Source organism: Allosphingosinicella sp., from assembly GCF_036403745.1.
Lineage (GTDB): Bacteria > Pseudomonadota > Alphaproteobacteria > Sphingomonadales > Sphingomonadaceae > Allosphingosinicella.
The window spans coordinates 25,333-43,007 of sequence record NZ_DASWQI010000095.1 but is presented as its reverse complement, the minus strand read 5'-3'; the positions used below and the strand labels follow the sequence as shown (position 1 = coordinate 43,007).

At 67.6% G+C, this 17,675-nt stretch carries 21 protein-coding genes and 1 tRNA gene; 9 read left to right on the top strand and 13 right to left on the bottom strand.

The features are described 5' to 3' along the window. Window positions 1–415: 415 nt before the first annotated feature. Window positions 416–1,207: a hypothetical protein gene (locus VGC56_RS18505; RefSeq protein ID WP_464127263.1), complete on the bottom strand. Its 792-nt coding sequence runs from the start codon at window positions 1,205–1,207 to the stop codon at window positions 416–418. 531 nt (window positions 1,208–1,738) lie between these two features. On the opposite strand from VGC56_RS18505, the gene VGC56_RS18500 reads away from it, so the two are divergent. The 4 genes from VGC56_RS18500 to VGC56_RS18485 are packed head-to-tail and all read left to right on the top strand — an operon-like array spanning window position 1,739 to window position 3,538. Continuing rightward, entirely contained in the window at window positions 1,739–1,945 is a 207-nt protein-coding gene (locus tag VGC56_RS18500; protein WP_464127262.1) for a hypothetical protein, read from the top strand. After that, complete coding sequence (locus tag VGC56_RS18495) at window positions 1,942–2,805, top strand: alpha/beta hydrolase (protein ID WP_464127260.1); 864 nt, start codon at window positions 1,942–1,944, stop codon at window positions 2,803–2,805. The genes VGC56_RS18500 and VGC56_RS18495 overlap by 4 nt, the downstream gene beginning before the upstream one ends. A gap of 41 nt (window positions 2,806–2,846) precedes the next feature. Then, a complete protein-coding gene (locus VGC56_RS18490) occupies window positions 2,847–3,326 on the top strand; it encodes a hypothetical protein (protein WP_464127258.1) in 480 nt (159 codons plus the stop codon). A 23-nt stretch (window positions 3,327–3,349) separates the two neighbouring features. After that, the gene (locus tag VGC56_RS18485; protein ID WP_464127255.1) at window positions 3,350–3,538 is read left to right on the top strand and encodes a hypothetical protein; all 189 of its coding nucleotides are present in this window, start codon (window positions 3,350–3,352) and stop codon (window positions 3,536–3,538) included. Window positions 3,539–3,542: 4 nt separating this feature from the next. Here the strand turns inward: VGC56_RS18485 and VGC56_RS18480 are convergent, their stop codons facing one another. Then, window positions 3,543–4,130, bottom strand: coding sequence for a cysteine hydrolase family protein (locus VGC56_RS18480; protein WP_464127254.1), 588 nt, complete (start codon window positions 4,128–4,130; stop codon window positions 3,543–3,545). A gap of 65 nt (window positions 4,131–4,195) precedes the next feature. Here VGC56_RS18480 and VGC56_RS18475 point away from each other — a divergent pair, with 65 nt between their 5' ends. Further along, window positions 4,196–5,530 (top strand): nicotinate phosphoribosyltransferase, encoded by a 1,335-nt coding sequence (locus VGC56_RS18475; protein ID WP_464127252.1) that lies wholly within the window; start codon window positions 4,196–4,198, stop codon window positions 5,528–5,530. 36 nt (window positions 5,531–5,566) lie between these two features. Here the strand turns inward: VGC56_RS18475 and VGC56_RS18470 are convergent, their stop codons facing one another. From VGC56_RS18470 to phhA, 3 genes are all read right to left on the bottom strand, one after another. Further along, a complete protein-coding gene (locus VGC56_RS18470; RefSeq protein ID WP_464127250.1) occupies window positions 5,567–5,971 on the bottom strand; it encodes a glycine zipper 2TM domain-containing protein in 405 nt (134 codons plus the stop codon). A gap of 69 nt (window positions 5,972–6,040) precedes the next feature. After that, window positions 6,041–6,985, bottom strand: coding sequence for an aldo/keto reductase family protein (locus VGC56_RS18465; RefSeq protein ID WP_464127249.1), 945 nt, complete (start codon window positions 6,983–6,985; stop codon window positions 6,041–6,043). 56 nt (window positions 6,986–7,041) lie between these two features. Then, complete coding sequence (gene phhA, locus VGC56_RS18460) at window positions 7,042–7,836, bottom strand: phenylalanine 4-monooxygenase (RefSeq protein ID WP_464127248.1); 795 nt, start codon at window positions 7,834–7,836, stop codon at window positions 7,042–7,044. Window positions 7,837–8,141: 305 nt separating this feature from the next. Here phhA and VGC56_RS18455 point away from each other — a divergent pair, with 305 nt between their 5' ends. After that, entirely contained in the window at window positions 8,142–8,924 is a 783-nt protein-coding gene (locus VGC56_RS18455; RefSeq protein WP_464127247.1) for a hypothetical protein, read from the top strand. On the opposite strand, the gene VGC56_RS18450 is transcribed toward VGC56_RS18455, so the two are convergent. Beyond that, the gene (locus VGC56_RS18450) at window positions 8,921–9,337 is read right to left on the bottom strand and encodes a DUF2147 domain-containing protein (RefSeq protein ID WP_464127246.1); all 417 of its coding nucleotides are present in this window, start codon (window positions 9,335–9,337) and stop codon (window positions 8,921–8,923) included. The genes VGC56_RS18455 and VGC56_RS18450 overlap by 4 nt on opposite strands. 16 nt (window positions 9,338–9,353) lie before the next feature. Further along, window positions 9,354–9,560, bottom strand: a complete 207-nt coding sequence (locus VGC56_RS18445; RefSeq protein WP_464127244.1) for a hypothetical protein — start codon at window positions 9,558–9,560, stop codon at window positions 9,354–9,356. Between the two features lie 259 nt (window positions 9,561–9,819). Between VGC56_RS18445 and VGC56_RS18440 the strand changes: the two genes are divergently transcribed. Next, window positions 9,820–10,182 (top strand): hypothetical protein, encoded by a 363-nt coding sequence (locus VGC56_RS18440; RefSeq protein ID WP_464127243.1) that lies wholly within the window; start codon window positions 9,820–9,822, stop codon window positions 10,180–10,182. Window positions 10,183–10,222: 40 nt separating this feature from the next. Here the strand turns inward: VGC56_RS18440 and VGC56_RS18435 are convergent, their stop codons facing one another. The 4 genes from VGC56_RS18435 to VGC56_RS18420 all read right to left on the bottom strand — a co-directional run bounded on the left by VGC56_RS18435 (window position 10,223) and on the right by VGC56_RS18420 (window position 14,205). Beyond that, complete coding sequence (locus VGC56_RS18435; RefSeq protein ID WP_464127241.1) at window positions 10,223–11,158, bottom strand: glycosyltransferase family 2 protein; 936 nt, start codon at window positions 11,156–11,158, stop codon at window positions 10,223–10,225. Window positions 11,159–11,181: 23 nt separating this feature from the next. Next, window positions 11,182–12,816, bottom strand: a complete 1,635-nt coding sequence (gene tig / locus VGC56_RS18430; protein ID WP_464127240.1) for a trigger factor — start codon at window positions 12,814–12,816, stop codon at window positions 11,182–11,184. Between the two features lie 190 nt (window positions 12,817–13,006). After that, window positions 13,007–13,091: transfer RNA gene (locus VGC56_RS18425), tRNA-Leu, on the bottom strand. Window positions 13,092–13,182: 91 nt separating this feature from the next. Then, window positions 13,183–14,205, bottom strand: coding sequence for a glycosyltransferase family 2 protein (locus tag VGC56_RS18420; RefSeq protein WP_464127238.1), 1,023 nt, complete (start codon window positions 14,203–14,205; stop codon window positions 13,183–13,185). A 126-nt stretch (window positions 14,206–14,331) separates the two neighbouring features. On the opposite strand from VGC56_RS18420, the gene VGC56_RS18415 reads away from it, so the two are divergent. Together VGC56_RS18415 and VGC56_RS18410 are read left to right on the top strand one after the other, a co-directional pair. Continuing rightward, window positions 14,332–14,817 (top strand): GAF domain-containing protein, encoded by a 486-nt coding sequence (locus VGC56_RS18415; RefSeq protein ID WP_464127236.1) that lies wholly within the window; start codon window positions 14,332–14,334, stop codon window positions 14,815–14,817. A 229-nt stretch (window positions 14,818–15,046) separates the two neighbouring features. Further along, window positions 15,047–15,607 (top strand): VOC family protein, encoded by a 561-nt coding sequence (locus tag VGC56_RS18410; protein ID WP_464127235.1) that lies wholly within the window; start codon window positions 15,047–15,049, stop codon window positions 15,605–15,607. A 275-nt stretch (window positions 15,608–15,882) separates the two neighbouring features. On the opposite strand, the gene VGC56_RS18405 is transcribed toward VGC56_RS18410, so the two are convergent. Further along, entirely contained in the window at window positions 15,883–16,158 is a 276-nt protein-coding gene (locus VGC56_RS18405) for a DksA/TraR family C4-type zinc finger protein (protein WP_464127233.1), read from the bottom strand. A 360-nt stretch (window positions 16,159–16,518) separates the two neighbouring features. Continuing rightward, window positions 16,519–17,622, bottom strand: a complete 1,104-nt coding sequence (locus VGC56_RS18400; protein ID WP_464127232.1) for a hypothetical protein — start codon at window positions 17,620–17,622, stop codon at window positions 16,519–16,521. Between the last annotated feature and the right edge of the window lie 53 nt (window positions 17,623–17,675).

Here is a 17,675-nt window from a genome sequence, read left to right as displayed (position 1 = left end):
GTCCGGCACTTGTGTTTCCACCAACTCCCGTCGACCTTCGGACACGCGATCGACCACGCGCGAAGCATTTGTTCGCGTTCTCCCGTCTGCCCGCCGGCACCCACGGGAGAGTTGCTTCCCGGTCGCTCCGCCCTTGCAGCGTCCTCCAGAAGCGCCTGACGAGCGGTCCACGCATTGCTCTCGCCGCGAGAACGCTCGGAGCGCAGGCTCTCCGGGATCCGGTATCGCTCGTTACCGCTCCTGCGTCCGCAAACCACGATCCCACCTTCGGCGCCTCCGGGTTCGCAATCCGGTACCACCTTCGGCAGCGTCGAAGCCGGGTTTGCCGGCACGGTGGAAGGCAATTGTGCGGAGACTGGCTGGCAGGCCGACGCCGCGACGAGGATCGCGCCACGCTTGACCCACGCCGCGGCGCTCACGGCTTCGAGTACCTCGTGCACTCGAAACGCGGCGGCATTGTGTGTGCCTTCGCCCGCTCGGCCACGCAGCGGCTTCCGTTGGGTCCGAAGAGTTCGACGGAAACGCTCTTCCAGGCCTTGGCTGCCGCTGCGTAGTCCGCAGCCGCATTTGCCATTTCGCCCAGGGCGCGGTTCAGGTCGGCGCGGGAAATTGCCTCGCAAGCCCGAAGCTGCTCGCCAATGAAGGGCTGAAGCTTTCGCCAGTTTTCGATCGTGCTCGGCTTCGGGTCGTAGCCGACGAGGACCGGCTGCATGATGCAGACCGTCCCGCCCTGTGCGCTCCGCCCCTCGGCCCTGAAGCGAACGCCTCGGCCATTGTCGACGAATTCAAACCCGATCCTGTCTGAGCTGTCGCGCCAGCGGAGTTGAGCCTCCTTTGTCAGCCAGCAGCCGAAGTCGAGCATCGGTACATCCCGGCAGTCCTCGACATAGCGCACCACGGTGAAACGGCCGAGGCTTGTCTCGCTTTTTTCGTAATGCGCCTTCCCGTCATGATAGGCCGGCGGCTGATAGCCCTCGCCGGAGGGGGGCGCAGCCGCCACCTCCGCCGGCAGCTCCCGCCGGGGTTTCTGCGGTGGCGGGAGTGGTGGGGCGACGGCAAGGCCGAGCGGTGCGAATATGGCTGCAAGGAGCAACGCACCAATCATCTCGTTCGTGTACGCGATCGCCGCAATTCCGCCAACGCCGGGTAGCACCCGCTCGGAACCTGCGGGAACCCGCTGGGCAGCAGAAGTTGAATGGAGCTTCAACTAGGGTGGTTCGACGAACCGTCATTCGGGTTTTCAGGTGCCCTGGCGTTTCAATGCGAACCCCACATCGTTTCGGTTTCCACCCGGCACCGACCCGGCAACGGCCCGGCAGTCGCACGGCACTGACCCGGCACCGACACGGTAACGACCCAGCAGTCGCACGGTAACAACCCGACACCCGTCGGTGCCGCGCTCCCTCCACGATCCCGAAGAAACCCCTGCGAAGGGCCAGAACGCGTTGCCTCACGGAGCAGTTCGTGCTATGTTCCTGTCGGATGCTGAACGTGAAACGCCTTCTCCCTCTCCTGTGGGCCGGCCCTGGCGAGTCGCGGCCGATCGTCGCGTGCGATTCAGCTTGCTCGACGGAAGTTTCACTTTTTTCTTTTTCAGGAAAGTTCGAAACTTCCGGCGCACCGACGGCCACCTGTGGCCTCTGCGCAACTCGTCGCAAGCTCCTCATTCCTCTCGTGAAAAGTCGCTTTTCGGTAACTTCCTCGCTGCTAGGCTGCATGCTCGGGCAAGGGGAGCGAAATGGAGCGGCAGGAACAGGCGATCGAGCGGCGGTCGGGCGGGCCCTGGAGCGCGGAAGCGCCGCCGCCATGCGCCGAATGCGGGTCCGAACAGTGGATCGTCGGACGCCATGTCGCCGAGTGCGCGGGCTGCGCGGCGCTGCTGCCGAGGGCCTATGGCGACCCGGTCGGCATGCCGCGGCCCCGGCTGCTGCGCCGCGCCGCGTGAGGTTCGGGCGGCTCGCCGCCGCAGCGGTCGCCGCCCTTCTCCTCGTCTCTCCCGCAACGGCCGGCACGGTTCGCGACCGTATCTACCCCGCGCCGACCGCGCCGCTGTCGGTGGCGGGACTTCCGGGGGGCGCAGAGCTGGTGACGGTCCGCACCGCCGACGGCCTCGACCTTCGTGGCATCGTGCTTCCCGCCGGCGCGGGGATGCCGACGCTGCTCGTCTTCCACGGCAATGGATCGAGCGCCGCCGATGCCGTGCGGTGGCTCGCGCCACTCGTCTCGGGGGGATACGGCATCGTCGCCGCCGAATATCGCGGCTATAGCGGCAATCCGGGCCGGCCCGACCAGGCTGGCCTCGCCGCCGATGCCGACGCCTTCCTCGCCCTGGCGCATCAGCGCGCGGGGAGCGGCGCCGTCTGGGCGCTCGGCCACAGCCTCGGCGGCGGGGTTGCGGTCGGCCTCGCCCGCCGCACCCGCCTCGACGCGCTGGTCACGGTGGGGGCGTTCACGCGGCTGCGCGCCATGGCGCCGAAGATGGTGCGGTCCTTCGTCCCCAATGCCTATGACAACCTTTCCGCCGTGCCGCAGCTGACGGCGCCGTGGATCCTCGTCCACGGCAGCGCCGACGGCATTGTGCCGATCACCGAAGCCCGCACGCTGCACGCCGCCGCCGGCGCCGCCCATCTTCGCGGCGGCGCCTTCGTGCTGATGGACGCCGATCACAAGCCGGACGGAGCGCTCATCCTCGCCGTGTGCGATGCGGCGAGAGCCTGGCTTGCCACCGGCGAATGGCCGGTCCCGTCGCTGCCGCCGTCCGCCAAGCTGCTCCCGTTTGGGGAGACGACGCCGCGCAACCCCTGAGCCGCTTGCCGCCGGCGTTTCCCTCGCCTAGGCGCGGCGGCATGAAGGGCTCCACAAACCGCCGGCTTCGCCGCCTCCACCAATATCTCGGCCTGTTCTTCGCGCCGACCCTGCTGCTCTTCTCGCTAAGCGGTGCGCTGCAGACCTACCGCTGGCAGGAGCCGAAGGGCTATGGCGGCAGCCCGCCGTCGTGGATCGTGTGGATGGCGAGCGTCCATAAGGACCAGGCATCGCCGCGCCCGCCGCCCGCCGCCGGTCCGGAAGCGGGTCCGCCCGCGGCTGAAGCCAAGGCCAAGGCGCCCGCCGGTCCGGAAGCGAAGGGTCCCCCCGCGAAGGGCGAAGCCAAAGGCGGGGGGCGCAAGGCGGGGCTGATGCTGTTCGTCGGGCTGTTCGGCCTCGCGCTGTTCGTCTCGACGCTGCTCGGCATTGCCATCGCTCTCGCCAATGCGAACGCCCGCCGGACCAACCTCGCCATCCTCGCGGCAGGAATCGCCTTGCCGCTGCTGCTTCTCTACGTCTGACGCGCGCTCAGGAGGTCCGTGACATGGCCGACGACGACAAGCAGCCCAACGTCTACGAAACCGGCAGCGGCGCCGCCCGTGCCGACGACGCCGCGGCGGACGCGCCGGGCGACTCGAAGCTGGGCGAGGACCAGCGCAAGCGCCGGGAGAAGCTGATCGACGAAGCGCTGGAAGAGACTTTCCCTGCCTCCGACCCGATCTCTCCCGCCTGAGCCGCTACGCGGTCACGAGGAGCCGCCCAGCGAAATCCTCGGCGGCGACATCGCGAATCTGCCGGGCGATGCCGCGGGTCAGCGACTCGGGCACCGTCACGTCGAACCCGCGGGCGAGGAGCCCTTCCACCGCCCACTTCACGCAATAATCCGCGGCGACGCCGATCACGGTCACGTCGCGCACGCCGTCGCGCCGGAGCCGTTCGAAAAAAGCATCGCGGGGGAGGGGAGGGGCTTCCGCCCGTCGCTCGTCGCACAGGACAATGTCCGGCTCGGCCCACATGTCGAAGACGCCCTTTTCGAGGCGATAGACCGGGATCGCATCATCGACCGTATCGGGGCTCAGCATGTTGTCCCACCCGGCGCTGCCCTTGACGCAATGGGGCGGGAATTGCTCCGCTTCGGGCGAGTTGGCGTACACCTCCGGCTCGTGGGTGTCGTAGGTGAACAGGATGCCGGCCGTGTCCTCGGGCCGCAGCGCTGCGAGGAAGTGCTCCGCCGCCGGCACCAGCGCCTCGGCTCCCGCCACCGAGAGAGCGCCATCGGCGGCCATGAAATCGCGCTGGGTGTCGACGACGATGACGAACTTCATGCCCTTCTCCTGACGTTCACGCCGCGCCTTACCCCAGCCGCGCGCGCTTGCTAAGCACCGCCGCCATGGACTTCGCCCGCCGCGCCTGGGACCACAGCTTCCCGTTCGATCCGATCGTCCGCACACTGATGGACACGGATTTCTACAAAATCCTGATGGCGCAGATGATCCAGGAGAAGCATTTCAACGATTATGCGACCTTCACCCTCTCCAACCGCACGAAGGATGTCCGCCTCGCCGAGCTGATCGATATGGGCGAGCTCAAGGAGCAGCTCGACCACGCCCGGTCGCTGCGCTTCGAGCCGAACGAGCTGATCTGGCTGCGCGGCCAGACCTTCTACGGCCAGGAGGGGATGTTCACCCCCCACTTCATCGACTTCCTCCGGCGTCTCCGCCTGCCGGAATACGAACTCATCGCCGATCCGGAGACCGGCCAGATCCGCTTCGAGACCCACGCCCGCTGGTGCGAGGCCACATTCTGGGAGATCCCGCTCCTTTCCATCGTCAACGAGATGCGCAACCGCGCGCTGTTGAAGCGGATGAGCCGCAGCCGGCTCGATATTCTCTACGCCCGCGCCAAGGTGAAGCTCTACGCCAAGCTCGAGCGGCTGGCGGCGCTGGAGAATTTGAACCTCACCGATTTCGGCACGCGCCGCCGGCACTCCTTCCTGTGGCAGGAGCATTGCGTGCTGACCGCCGCCGAGGTGCTGGGGAAGGGGTTCACCGGCACCTCCAATGCCTATCTGGCGATGACGCACGGGCTCGAAGCCAAGGGGACGAATGCCCACGAGCTGCCGATGGGACTCGCCGCCATCTGCCCGCCGGACGACGATGCCTGCCTCAAAGAGGCGCAGTACAAGGTGCTGCAGCAATGGCAGAACAGCTATCGCGGCGAGCTGCTCGTCTTCCTGCCCGACACGTTCGGCACCACGCAATTCCTCGCGGACGCGCCGCAATGGGTGGCGAACTGGACCGGTGCCCGGCCCGATTCGAAGGAGCCGGTCGCGGCCGGCGAGGAGCTGATCGCCTTCTGGGAGAGGATGGCGGTCGATCCGGCGGGCAAGCTGATCATCTTCTCGGACGGCATGGATGTCGCGCTGCCGGGGGAGGCGCCGGGCGGCCACGACATTCCGGCGGTGCACGCGCATTTTTCAGGACGCGTGAAGCTCGGCTTCGGCTGGGGGACGATGCTGACCAACGATTTCATCGGCTGCGATCCGGGCGACGGCGAGGCGCTGAAGCCGATCTCGCTGGTCTGTAAGCTCGCCGCCGCCAACGGCCATCCGGCGGTCAAGCTCAGCGACAATTATCGCAAGGCGACGGGACCGGCGGCGGAGGTGGAGCGCTATCGCCGCCTCTTCGGCGCGGCAGGCATGGCCGAAGCGCCGACTTTGGTGTGAAGTGGGGCGGCGGCGCGTGCCGCCGCCCGGCTTCCCTTAGCGGCAGCGGACGTTGCCGCGATCGATCGAACTGCCAAGGGCCGCGCCCGCGCCGGCGCCGAGCAAGGTGCCGACCACCGAGGAGCGTCCATTGGAAAGGCTGTTGCCGAGGAGGCCGCCCAGCGCGCCGCCGAGGATGAGGCCGGTCGTGCCGTCCGACCGACGGCAATAATAGCGCCCGTTGCGGCCGCGATAGATGCGGTCGTCGCGGGTCAGCCGGCGCTCCTGATAATAGCGGCCGTCGCGATAATATTGGTCGGCATAATAGGTGCCGCCGGGGGCGTTGTTGTAGTCGTAGTTGCGGTACGTGCGCCAGTCGCGGCGCTGTGCGTCGGCAGGGGCGGTGGCGAGTGGGGCGACGACGGTGGCCGCCGCAAGCAGGCTAAGGACGAGCTTCTTCATTACACATACTCCGTGAAGCCCCCGGGCCCGGGGGTGGAAACGTTACGCCGCCGGGAAGTTCCCAGCGGCTCAGGTCGACGCCGCGGCGGCGATGCGTTCGGCCTCGGCGAAAAGGCCAAGATCCACCTGTGCGCCCGAGGCGGCGGCATTCTCCGCCAGCTGCTCCGGACGCGACGCGCCGACGATGGCGGAGGCGACGTTGGGGTCGCGCAGCACCCAGGCGAGGGCGAACTGGGCGAGGCTGAGCCCCGCCTCCGCGGCGAGGGGCTTGAGGCGCTGCACCGCCTCGAGGACTTCGTCCTGCATCAGCCGGTCCATGAACCCGCCCATCTCGTCGCTGGTCGCCCGCGTGCCCTGCGGCGGCGTCGTGCCGGGCGCGTACTTGCCCGTAAGCACCCCCTGCGCGAGCGGCGACCAGACGATCTGCGAAATGCCGTTCGCTGCGCAGAGCGGGATCACCTCGCCCTCCGGCTCACGCCAGAGCAGCGAATATTGCGGCTGACTCGAAACGAATTTCTCGACCCCGGCCATCTCGACTGCCGCGCGGATCTTCTCCGCAGGCCATTCCGAGAAACCGATATAGCGCACCTTGCCCGAGCTAACCGCGCGGGTCAGCGCCGCCATCGTCTCCTCGAGCGGCGTCTCGGCATCGTAGCGGTGGCATTGGTAGAGATCGACATAGTCGGTCCCGAGCCGCTGTAGCGACGCGTCCAGTTGCTTCTCGACCTGGGCGGCGGAGAGACCGCGATCGGTCGCCGACATCGGGAAATAGAGTTTGGTCGCGAGCACGTAGCTGTCCCGCGGCCGGCCCTTGAGCGCCTCGCCTAGGAACGTTTCCGCGGCACCGCGTCCGTAAACGTTGGCGGTGTCGATGAAGTTGATTTCGAGTTCGAACGCCTTGTCGACCACCGCCCGTGCCCGGTCCGCCTCGACGCCGACGCCGAAAGTCAGCCACGAGCCGAGCGAGATTTCCGAGACCTGAAGGTCGCTCGATCCCAATTGCCGCCTGCGCATGTCGCTGCTCCCGCTTGCCGTGCCGAGGGAAAGCTTCAGGGCCGCCGCGGTTCCGGTCAGCCGGCGTCGAGCTCCGGCAGGCCGTCGAGCGTCGCGTAGAGCGCGTCGAGGTCGGCGCTCTCCAGCGCGTCGAGCAGGCTGTCGAAGCTGTCGATGACGAAATAGCAGAGCTGGAAGGCCTCCGAGCGGTAGCGGGTGCGCAGGACGCGGGCGAGATCGAAGCGGTGTCGCGCCACCGCCTCGTCCTCCAGCGCGAAGCCGGCCTCGCCGAAGCTCGACGCCAGGCCGGCGCCGTAGATCTTCAGCGCCCCGTCCTCACGGGCGAGGCCGAACTCGACCGTGTACCAATAGAGGCGCGACAGCCGGTGGAGCTGCCCCTTGTCGAGCGCCTCCAGCCCCCGATGGCCGAGCATCTCCAGCACGTCCGCGACGCGGGGGTTGGTGAGCATGGGAACGTGGCCGAACACGTCGTGGAAGACGTCGGGCTCTTCGAGATAATCGAGCTGCTTTGCCGAGCGGATGAAGTTGCCCGCCGGGAATTGGCGGCGGGAGAGGTGGCGGAAGAAGACCTCGTCCGGGACCAGCCCCGGCACCGCCACCACCGTCCAGCCGGTCCGGGCGAACAGGCGCGCGTTCAGCTCGTCGAAATCGGGAATGCCGGAGTGTGAGAGGCGCAGGACGTCGAGCCCCTCCTCGAACGCGCGGACGGCGCGGCCGGCGAGCCGCGCCTGCTGGCGGGCGAAGAGCAGGTCCCAGACCCGGTGGTCCTCGACCGTGTAGTGGGACCAGTTCTGCGGAATCGTCCAATCGTCCCCGGCCGGGGCGGTGGCATCGCGAAAGTCGGCGAACATCGTGTCTCTCCAAATGTGAAAAACCCCGCCCGGGAGGTCCGGACGGGGTGGATTGGCTTGGCTGGTGAGAGCGTGCGCTAGGATCCCGTCCGGTATCGCAAGGCGTAATAATAAGCGACCGTCGCGGCGGCGGCCGGACGGGCGGAGACGGCAAAGGCGGACATCGTCTTCATTGCGAGCAAAGTGGCCTCTCGAATTCAGCCTGTCAACTTAGCTGTTCCCGCCCGAACGCAGCCTGAACGCGTCGGTTGCACTGGACACCCCGCAGCCGCCGCGGCAGCTTAAGCGCCTATAGGGAGGGGCAATTGGCGACACGAGCGGCGGCTGGCGCGGCGGGGGCGGAGGTCTCGATCGAGCGGATCTTCGCGCGCAGCTTTGCGGTTCTTCGCGCCAACTCGCTCGTCGCCTTCGGAATGACCTTCGTGCTGAGCGCCATCCCGATGGCGGTGATCAGCTATGAGTGGGTGCGGCTGCGCGATCACGATTACGGGCCCTTCGGCGCGGGCGTCGGGATCAGCGTGGCGATCGTCACCGGCTTGCTGCTGTTCGTGGCGGCGTCGGCGGCACAAGGCGGGCTGGTCCGCCTCGCCGTCGCGCACGAAGAGGGACGGCGCGCCGGGGTCGGCGAATGTTTCGAGATCGGGCTCTCGCGGGCATTGCCGCTCGTCGTCACGGCGCTGCTCTCCGGCCTCGGCGTCGGTGTCGCCATGCTCGCCTTTCTCGTGCCCGGTCTGATTCTCTATCTCAGCTGGTCCGTCGCGACCCCGGTGGTGGTGCTGGAAAGACAGTCACCGACCGAGGCGCTGGCACGGAGTCAGGAGCTTACGCGGGGCGCACGATGGAGGGTTTTCGGTCTGCAGCTCATTCTCTGGGTCCCGGCGTGGCTGCTTCAGGCGGGCGGGAGCCGCCTGTTGCTCCACGCCGCCGCCGATAGCTTGCTGCTCAGCCTGGGAGGCTATGCCGTGCAGGTGGTCTACGCGACCCTGACCACGACATTGTTCACATTGGTGCGCACGGAGCTCTATTTCGAGCTTCGCAACTGGAAAGAGGGCCCGCCGGCGGACCGGCTGGCCGACGTCTTCCGCTAGCCCCGGCGTCCGGCAGTGGGCAGGGCCGCGCGGTGCCATACCTGGGTCTTGCAGACGAGGCCGCCGAAGCGGCAGCCGTTGATCTCGATCTGGTTGGGCCCAGTCTGGACCATCTCCGAATCGAACTCGTCGCCGAGATCGGGGACGAAGGCGCGGCCCTGCCAGCTGTGCGGCCCAGAGGGGCGATAGTCGCGGAGCAGCTCCAGGCCCATCAGGTTGCGCACCCCGCCCTTGCGGGCCGCGTCCTCCTTCGCCTGCGGAGTCGCCCAGACGACCCGGCCGCACACCGCGGCGCCGCACCGCGCGGTGCGGACGATCACGCTGTTCTTGGGATTGGCCCAGGTGCCGAAGATGCCGGCGTCGGCGTGCGGTGCGGCGGCCGCCAGAAGCCCGGCCATGAAGAGGCTCACCATGATGTCTGTCTCCCGCTCAGTGGAATGTCGCCGGCGCGCCGAGCCCGTGGCGGCGCCATTCGGCGACAACCAGGCCGGCGGCATCGTCGCGCACCAGCACCCGGTCGTAGGCGCCGGTGACGACGAGACGGGTAAAGGATTGAAGGGCCTCGGCCAGGATCGTCGCGCCGGCAATGTCCGGCAGGGTCTCGCCGGCGGTCACAGTATCGACGCGGTACGCCATGATTCTATTCATCCTTCTCGTGCGGCGGCCGGGGCGAGGGGGCCCCGTCACGGCCTTGCGTGCGGCGGGTAACGTCGCGCGCGCCGCTTGGTTCGGGGATGAACCATTTTACATGAAGCGCCGCTGACCGGACGGCTCACATCTCCACCGCGCCGGCTCGTCGCGTTGCCGAATATTCATGGCACCCCCGCCGTTCTTCCGCGTTCAGAGGGACGCCGGGGCGCCAGCGCCGGCCTGTCACACAAGGAAGGATTGAAGCATGAAACGCGTTTTTGTGAGTGCTGCGATTGCCGGCGCGATGCTTGCGGCGGGCGCCGCGACGGTGCCGGCCACGGCCCAGCCGGGCTGGAATTCGAACGCCTTCTGGCGCGGCGCGCCGGGCGGGCAGTGGGAGCGGATCAGCTTCCTCCAGCAGCGCATCGACCGCGGCATCGCCGACGGCTCGCTCAACCGCCGCGAGGGCATGCGCGCCCAGGCCGAGCTGCGCCGCATCCGCTTCGACGCGCAGCGCCTGCGCCAGCGCGGCGGCGGCCGGTTCAACCCGGGCGAAGCGGCCGCGCTGCAGACGCGGCTCGACACCCTGAGCCGCAGCATTCGCTGGTCGCGCCACAACGGCTGGTAACGCTAGGAGAGGCGCCCGCCCGCATTGCCGGCGCGGGCGCCTATTCCCCCGGAGAGGGAAAGCTCAGGTAGAAGAGCCGCCGCACTTCACGGCGGCCGCGCACCACCGTGTCGAGGATCAACCCGACGGCGAAGCTGATCACCGCGACGATCATCAGCCCGGTCGCGAGGATGGCGGTCGGGAAGCGCGGCACCAGATGCGTGTGCGCGTAGGTGATGACCAAAGGCACGGCGAGCACCACCGCCAGCGCCGCCAGCAAGGCCGCAAAACCTCCGTAGAACAGCACCGGCCGCTCGATCCGGAACAGGTGCAGGATGGTGCGCAGGATCCGCCAGCCGTCGCGGTAGGTGGACAGTTTCGAATGTGAGCCTTCAGGCCGCGCCCCGTAGGCCGTGACCACCTCGGCGACCGGCATGGCGAGTTCGAGAGCGTGGACGGTGATCTCGGTCTCCGTCTCGAAGCCGCGGGCCAGCGCCGGGAAGCTCTTCACGAAGCGCCGCGAAAAGACCCGGTAGCCGGACAGGATGTCGGTGAAGGTCCGGCCGAAGATGCGCGCCAGCATGCCGGTGAGCAGCCGGTTGCCGAGGCGGTGGCCGCGCCGATAGGCTTCCTCCACCTCGGAGCGGCGGGCGCCGACCACCATGTCGAGTTGCTCGTCGACGAGGCGGCGGACAAGCTCAGGCGCAGCGGCGGCGTCGTAGGTCGCGTCGCCGTCCGCCATGACATAGACGTCGGCTTCGACGTCGGCGAACATCCGCCGAACGACGTTGCCCTTGCCCTGCATCCGCTCCGCCCGGACGATGGCGCCGGCCTCGGCCGCAACCTCCCGCGTCCGGTCCCGGCTGTTATTGTCGTAGACGTAGACGGTTGCCCCGGGCAGCGCCGCGCGGAATTCGGCGACCGTCCGCGCGATCGCCGCCTCCTCGTTATAGCACGGCAGGAGGACGGCGATGCGGATCTTGCTTTCCCCCCTCACATGCCCCCCTCAGGCGCGGACGGTCAGGCCCCGCCCTTGGCCTTCTTAGCCGCCGGCTTCTTCTTGGGGGAAGCGGACTTTTCCTCAGGCGCGGGAGCGGCCTCCTCGGCGGCGGCCTTCTTGGCGCGCGGAGCCTTGGCGGGCTTCTCCTCGGCAGCGGGCTCGGCCGGAGCGGCTTCCGCCTTCTTTGCCGAAGCCTTCTTGGCGGGCTTCGGCTCGGTTTCTGCGGCCGGAGCTTCGGCCTTGGCCTTCTTGGCTCCGTCCTTCTTGGCCTTGGGGGCGTGATCGTGGCCGTGGTCGTGGTTGCAGTCCGGGCCGTGGACGTGGCCCGTTTCGACGGACTCGATCTCGGCCTGGAGGACGTCGCGGGTCACGGCGCGATCGCTGATCTCGGCCTTCGAGAACAGATAGTCGACGACCTTGTCCTCGAACAAAGGCGCGCGCAGCTGGGCGGCGGCCATCGGCTCGTTCTGGAGATATTCGACGAAGCGCTGGCGGTCCTCGGGGCGATATTGCTGCGCCGCCTGGGCGACGAGCTGGTTCATCTCGGCATCGCTGACCTGGACGCCGGCGCGCTGGCCGATCTCGGAGAGGAGCAGGCCGAGGCGCACCCGACGCTCGGCGATGGCGCGATAATCGTCGCGCTCCGCTTCCATCTCGGCGCGGGCTGCTTCGGGATCCTCCTCGTGCGTTGCTTCATGCTCGAGCTGCTGCCAGATCTGCGCGAACTCCGCCTCAACCATTGAGGGTGGCACCGGGAAATCGTGGCTGGCGGCGAGCTGGTCGAGCAGCTTGCGCTTCATGTGGGTGCGGGTGAGGCCGTTCAGCTCCTGCTCGATCTGGCCCTTCAAAAGCCCCTTGAGCTGGTCGATGCCCTCGAGCCCCATAGCCTGAGCGAAGCTGTCGTCGAGCTGCATCTCCTTGGCACGCTGGACCTCGCCGACGGTCACTTCGAACTTGGCGTCGCGGCCTTTCAGGTACGCGACCGGATAGTCTTCCGGGAAAGTGACGCTCAGCGTCCGCTGCTCGTTCGCCTTGGCGCCGACCAGCTGGTCCTCGAAGCCCGGAATGAGCCGGCCCGAGCCAAGCTCGACCCGCATCGATTCGCCCTTGCCGCCCTCGAACGGCTCCCCGTCGACCGAGCCTTCGTAATCGATGACGACGAGATCGCCCATCTCGGCGGCGTGGTCGGTGCCGGCCGGATCGTAGCTCTTCTGGCCGCTCGCCATCCGCTCGAGCGCCTCGGCGACTTCCTCGTCGGTCGGCTCGACCGTCAGGCGTTCCAGGCTGATGCCTTCGATCTGCGGCTCGCCGACATCGGGAAGCGTCTCGAGCTCGACCTTGACGACCGCGTCCTTGCCGGGGCCGCCATCCTCGAGCTGGACCGAGGGCTGCATCGCGGGGCGCAGCTGCTTCTCGTTCATCAACTGCTGAACGCCGTCCTGCACGGCGCTGTTCAGCGCCTCCTGCTCGATTGCGGGGCCGTGCATCTTGCGGACGAGATTGGCCGGGACCTTGCCGGGGCGGAAGCCGGGCATGCGGATCTGCGGCGCGACGCGCTTCAGCTCGCCGTCGACGCGGGCGTCGATATCCTTCCTGGAAATGGTGATCCGGTAGGCGCGCTTGAGGCCCTCGTTCAACGTCTCGACAGTCTGCATGGGAAGCTCTTACCTTCGTCTCTCGGAAATTTCCGCCGCTGGGGTCGGCGCGCCCTCGCTTTCGCTCGGGAGTTGCACAAGCCGAAACCGTCCCCCGGACGGTTTCGAGTCTGGCGCCACCGCCCTCGCTTCCGCTCGGGAGTTTCGCAAGCCGAAACCGTCCCCCGGACGGTTTCGAGTCTGGCGAAACTGGTGCGGGCGAAGGGACTCGAACCCCCACATCTTTCGATACCAGGACCTAAACCTGGCGCGTCTACCAGTTCCGCCACGCCCGCGGGCCACGGCACGGCGCGGGATATAGCAGGGTCTCGTGCGGGGGCAAGGCGTTGTGCGGGGGCGGGGTCCGTGCACGGAGGAGGGGCCGGTTCAGACCGGCTCCCAGCGATAGACCTCGTGGTCGTGGAACCGCGCGCCGATGCGCCGGTCCCGCCGTTCGGTGGCGAGCCGCAGGCAATAGCGGAGGGTCTTCGGGCTGATTTCGGCCCAGAGCGCCCAGGCGACGATGGCGAGGGAGCGCCGGTCCATGCCGATCGCGCCCCGCCTCAGCAGCGGCAGGAGGACGCCGGGCCGCCGTCCCGCCCACAGCAGGGTCGAGCCCAGCGAGAGCCAGACGTCGGGCTTCAGCCGGCGGTTCCTGCGGCCGGCCACCTTTTCGCCCGCGACGCGGCGGTACATCCGGTCGATCGACGCTTCGACCGAGCGGCGCGACGAGGTCAGCCGCGTGCTGTGCGGCGACGAGCGGTGGCGGTAGAGGGCCGCCGGGATGACGAGGAGGTCGCCCGCCGCCGCCATCCGCCGGTAGAGGTCGAGATCCTCCCAGAAGTCGGCGTCGGCGCGGTAGCCGCCGGCCGTGTCGAAGGCGGCGCGGCGGAACATGATCGAGCCGTGGGGGAACGGAGCGAACGCGGTCGGCGCCGCAAGCCGGGAGCGGTCGCGCGGCCGCACCCGCCGGCCCTGCTCGTCTATTCCCTCGAACAGCGATCCCACGAGGCACGCCTCGGGGTGGGCGTCGAGCGCCTCCAATTGGCGGCGCAGGCGATCGGGGTGGGCGACGTCGTCGGCATCCATCCGGGCGATGAGTTGGCCGGCGGCGTGGCGGACGACGAAGTTCGAGCTTTCAGCCGGGCCGAGGCTCTCGTCGCTCTCGAACAGGCGGATGCGCGGGTCGCGCGCCGCCCATTGGTGCAGGATCTCGCGGGTGCCGTCGACGGACCCGTCGTCGCGGATCAGGAATTCGAAATCGCCATGGGTCTGGCCGAGGATGCTGGCGACGGCGGCATCGACGTAGCCGGCAAGGTCGCGCACCGGCATGACGACGCTGAGGCGCGGCGGCGCTGCGCTTGTGCGCCGCCCGCCCTCGGGGCCTGTCTCACTCTCGTCCCGGGGCATGTCCGGGCGCCTGTAGCCGCCCGCGCCGCCCCCCGCCACTGGAATTGATCCAAATCAGGGGACGGGCCGGCAGGTGCGGGTCGCGTCGATTTGCAGCCCCGGCCCCGCCGCCCCTATAACCCCCCGATGAAAGACGATTTCGCCGCCGCGGTCGCCGCCCAAGGAGACGATGCGGAGATCCGGGCAGTGCTCGAGGAGGTCTGCCGCGTCACCGGCATGGGCTTTGCGGCCGTCGCGCGGGTCACCGAGGACAGGTGGATCGCCGCGCAGGTGCTCGACCGGATCGGCTTCGGCCTGGATCCCGGCGACGAGCTCGCGATCAAGACGACGATCTGCGACGACATCCGCCGCTCGGGCGAGGCGGTGTTCATCGACTATGTCGGCGCCGACCCCGCCTGGCGCAGCCACCCGGTGCCCACCCTCTACGGCTTCCAGAGCTACGCCTCGATCCCGATCCTGCTCGCCGACGGCCGCTTCTACGGCACCTTGTGCGCCATCGACCCGGAACCGCGCGCGGTGAAGCCGGCGGAGACGGTCGCGGCGCTGAGGGCGCTGGCGGGGCGGGTGGCGCGGGCGCTGGCGGGGAAGGTGGGGGAGGGGGCGGTTCCCTGAGGGCTCGGGAAAAGGCGACGGCCGTTGCGACTGTCGCCGGGGCTCCCTGGCCCATCCGTGCCGCCGCGGCCGTGCGGGCGCCGGGTACGAGCCCGCGCCACATCGGACACGCGCCGCTTGGACATCTCGTTACGCCGGTGGTACGACCCGCCCCGCGAGGCGGCCCGGCGTGGCCCGGCCGCCCGCCTGTCGCCGCGCATTCCAACCCCGAGGAACGAGGAGCGCCGCCATGGCCCGCCCGGTCAAGTTCGCCCACGTCGTCTACATGACCCGCAGGTATGAAGCGATGATCGCCTGGTACCAGGACGTCTTCGAGGCCGAGATCGTCAACATGGACCCGGCCATCGCCTTCCTCACCTATGACGACGAACACCACCGCTTCGCCTTCGCGAACCTCGACCTGATGAAGCCCGACGGCGGCGGCGCCGACGACCGCGGCCAGATCGGCGTCAACCACGTCGCCTATACGTACGGGAGCGTCGCCGACCTGCTCGCCACCTACGAGCGCCTCAAGGCGGCCGGCATCCACCCTTATTGGCCGGTCCACCACGGCACGACTTTGTCCCTCTATTACACCGACCCCGACGGCAACCGCATGGAATTCCAGGTCGACGCCTGCAGCGCCGAGGAGGGCAAGGCCTTCCTCGCGGCGACGGACAACCCGGTGGGGGTGGCGTTCGACCCAGAGGCTCTGGTCGCGCGGTGGCGGGGCGGGGAGGCGGAGGAGACAATGCTGGTGCAGCCGGCGGGGGAGCCGGCGCCGGTCCCGCTGGCGCATGGGATGACCTAAGGTCACACCAGGGTCACACCAACGCGGCTCGGCGGCGGCATCCCGGAGCTGCACGCACAGTCGCGTTCGCGAGGACGCAACACCGCTCCGATTCCGCGGCGGCTGCCGCAAGCGACCGGCGCCGGAGTCGGCGGGGACCGGCTCGAAGGCAAGGGGATCGTCGGGGACCGATTCGCGCATCCGACAGGATATGCCGGAAGAGGGGGGTTGTAGGAAAGTTCTTTTTATGTTCCCTCGACTGCCGCCGCCCGCTTCGAGAGGCCGTCACCGCCGCGTCAGCGCAGCTGGCTGTCCTTGCTGCCGCGCCGGTTGATGCCGACGGTGGGAGCGCGGGCGTCGCGGCCCGACTGGCAGGCGACGCAGGTCCGGGCGCCCGGCATGGCGAGCCGGCGCTTCTCGGGAATCTCCTCGCCGCATTCGACGCACTCCGTCTCGCCCCCGCCCGCCGACGCCGCCGCGGCCAGCCGCGCCCGCGCCGCCAGCACGGCGTCCATCACCGTATCGTCGATCTGATCCTGCACCGCGCCATCGCGCGACCAGCCGCCTGCCATCGGGGGCTCCTGTTTTTGTTGTTCTGCTTCAGGGATTTGGGGTTTGGGGGGTGGCTTTTCTAGGCCTGGAGCGCCAAGCGGAAGCCGAGCTTCCGCAAGAGACGCGGCAGGCCGGCCGGCGGGGCGAGAGGCCTCAGCCGAGCGAACCCGTCCGACGCGTCACGGAATTCAGTTCCGTGACGGCTCTTTCGTCGTCGACCGTCACGGCATAGCCTTCGGTAATAGGTACGTACCTGTCACCGCCGATCGGGGAAGGCGCGTCGACATTGAGATTCCGCTCCGAGAGACCAGTCGAGGCGATGGAAGCGACCCGTCCTGACGTGACCTGGCCTCCGGACAGAATATGCCGAAGGGCGGTGACTACTCAGAACTTCGGCCTCCTTGCTTTCTCGTTCGGCGCTTTGGCGTCGGGGCGGAGTTTCTAGCTGCGCGTAGAAGTTTGGCTGCCTCGGCTAACTCGTTCTCCGTGAAGCTGGAATCACGATCGACGGAAGGCACACCATCGCCTTCAGTAGCCGCGCTCGTGATTTCCACATCATTTCCCTGCGCACGATCCATTTCCCCGATAGGACCAGTCAACAAGAACGGCTGCGGCTTCATTACCAACGAGGCTGGTTGACGAGGTCCGTCCATTTCTCGGGTATATGCTCCGGTTGCTGCAAACTTTTCGAGATTCGTGTATAGCGCATGCCTCAGCCGCCTCCCCTCTTCTTCGGGAATCAATTCATTTTGCTCCATCTTAGCGATCTTTTGGACAACTGACATTGTCTCGCCGGCGACTTGTAGATTCTTAAGGGTAACATTCTGCCGATGGAAAGCTACCATATTGTAGACCTCCTTAAGTGTCTCCCTTAATTCGTGCATGAGTCGTGCCAACCCTAGGAAGTCAAACGATTTCTCGCTGCCGGAATCTAGGCCAACGACAGCAAGCTTCGCGTCGGGCATCCCCTCCACCGTTGCAATTATTTTGTAAATACTCTCTACAGAGGCGAGTAACTCGATGAGTCGTGTTGGTGCTGATAGACTGTCACCCCCCTCATCTGCCAATATAACCGTCTGGACTTCCAGTTCCGAGGCTGAGGGCTCCGCCATCTTAGGGTCATACTCACGGCGTAAGAGTTCTGTCACCATAGGTAAAAAGTTGACAACATTATTAACACGATTGTTGTTCTGAAACAGGAAGTCAATGTCCGGCTCCCTAATAGCCGCCTGCCAAGCTTCGGGGTCTGCTAAGTCGGTCAGCTGAAAAATATGCAGAATAGATATCTCCGCATCACTATAAGAAGACACCTTATTGATGAAATCGGTGATTGCCGACAGTGAAATCCAAGCGGACTTCTGTCTTTCTTCCGCGTTACCTTGTCGGAACCCGTCGGTCCCCTTTAGAAACATAGCAGCGATCCCGCTCTCTTTCAGGTCGGCAACGACCCGGCGGGTAGCCGCTTCAAGTATGTCCCTGCGCATCTAGCTTCCTCCCTTTGCGCACACACTTAGCAGCGCGTGAAGGTGGGGCAAGG

What these genes read in the sequence shown, in the direction of transcription:
- VGC56_RS18500 (WP_464127262.1), top strand. Translation starts at nt 1,739, where the DNA reads ATGGAGCGGCAGGAACAGGCGATCGAGCGGCGGTCGGGCGGGCCCTGG.
- VGC56_RS18490 (WP_464127258.1), top strand. Translation starts at nt 2,847, where the DNA reads ATGAAGGGCTCCACAAACCGCCGGCTTCGCCGCCTCCACCAATATCTC.
- VGC56_RS18485 (WP_464127255.1), top strand. Translation starts at nt 3,350, where the DNA reads ATGGCCGACGACGACAAGCAGCCCAACGTCTACGAAACCGGCAGCGGC.
- VGC56_RS18480 (WP_464127254.1), bottom strand. Translation starts at nt 4,130, where the DNA reads ATGAAGTTCGTCATCGTCGTCGACACCCAGCGCGATTTCATGGCCGCC.
- VGC56_RS18475 (WP_464127252.1), top strand. Translation starts at nt 4,196, where the DNA reads ATGGACTTCGCCCGCCGCGCCTGGGACCACAGCTTCCCGTTCGATCCG.
- VGC56_RS18470 (WP_464127250.1), bottom strand. Translation starts at nt 5,971, where the DNA reads ATGAAGAAGCTCGTCCTTAGCCTGCTTGCGGCGGCCACCGTCGTCGCC.
- VGC56_RS18465 (WP_464127249.1), bottom strand. Translation starts at nt 6,985, where the DNA reads ATGCGCAGGCGGCAATTGGGATCGAGCGACCTTCAGGTCTCGGAAATC.
- phhA (WP_464127248.1), bottom strand. Translation starts at nt 7,836, where the DNA reads ATGTTCGCCGACTTTCGCGATGCCACCGCCCCGGCCGGGGACGATTGG.
- VGC56_RS18450 (WP_464127246.1), bottom strand. Translation starts at nt 9,337, where the DNA reads ATGGTGAGCCTCTTCATGGCCGGGCTTCTGGCGGCCGCCGCACCGCAC.
- VGC56_RS18445 (WP_464127244.1), bottom strand. Translation starts at nt 9,560, where the DNA reads ATGGCGTACCGCGTCGATACTGTGACCGCCGGCGAGACCCTGCCGGAC.
- VGC56_RS18440 (WP_464127243.1), top strand. Translation starts at nt 9,820, where the DNA reads ATGAAACGCGTTTTTGTGAGTGCTGCGATTGCCGGCGCGATGCTTGCG.
- tig (WP_464127240.1), bottom strand. Translation starts at nt 12,816, where the DNA reads ATGCAGACTGTCGAGACGTTGAACGAGGGCCTCAAGCGCGCCTACCGG.
- VGC56_RS18420 (WP_464127238.1), bottom strand. Translation starts at nt 14,205, where the DNA reads ATGCCCCGGGACGAGAGTGAGACAGGCCCCGAGGGCGGGCGGCGCACA.
- VGC56_RS18415 (WP_464127236.1), top strand. Translation starts at nt 14,332, where the DNA reads ATGAAAGACGATTTCGCCGCCGCGGTCGCCGCCCAAGGAGACGATGCG.
- VGC56_RS18410 (WP_464127235.1), top strand. Translation starts at nt 15,047, where the DNA reads ATGGCCCGCCCGGTCAAGTTCGCCCACGTCGTCTACATGACCCGCAGG.
- VGC56_RS18405 (WP_464127233.1), bottom strand. Translation starts at nt 16,158, where the DNA reads ATGGCAGGCGGCTGGTCGCGCGATGGCGCGGTGCAGGATCAGATCGAC.
- VGC56_RS18400 (WP_464127232.1), bottom strand. Translation starts at nt 17,622, where the DNA reads ATGCGCAGGGACATACTTGAAGCGGCTACCCGCCGGGTCGTTGCCGAC.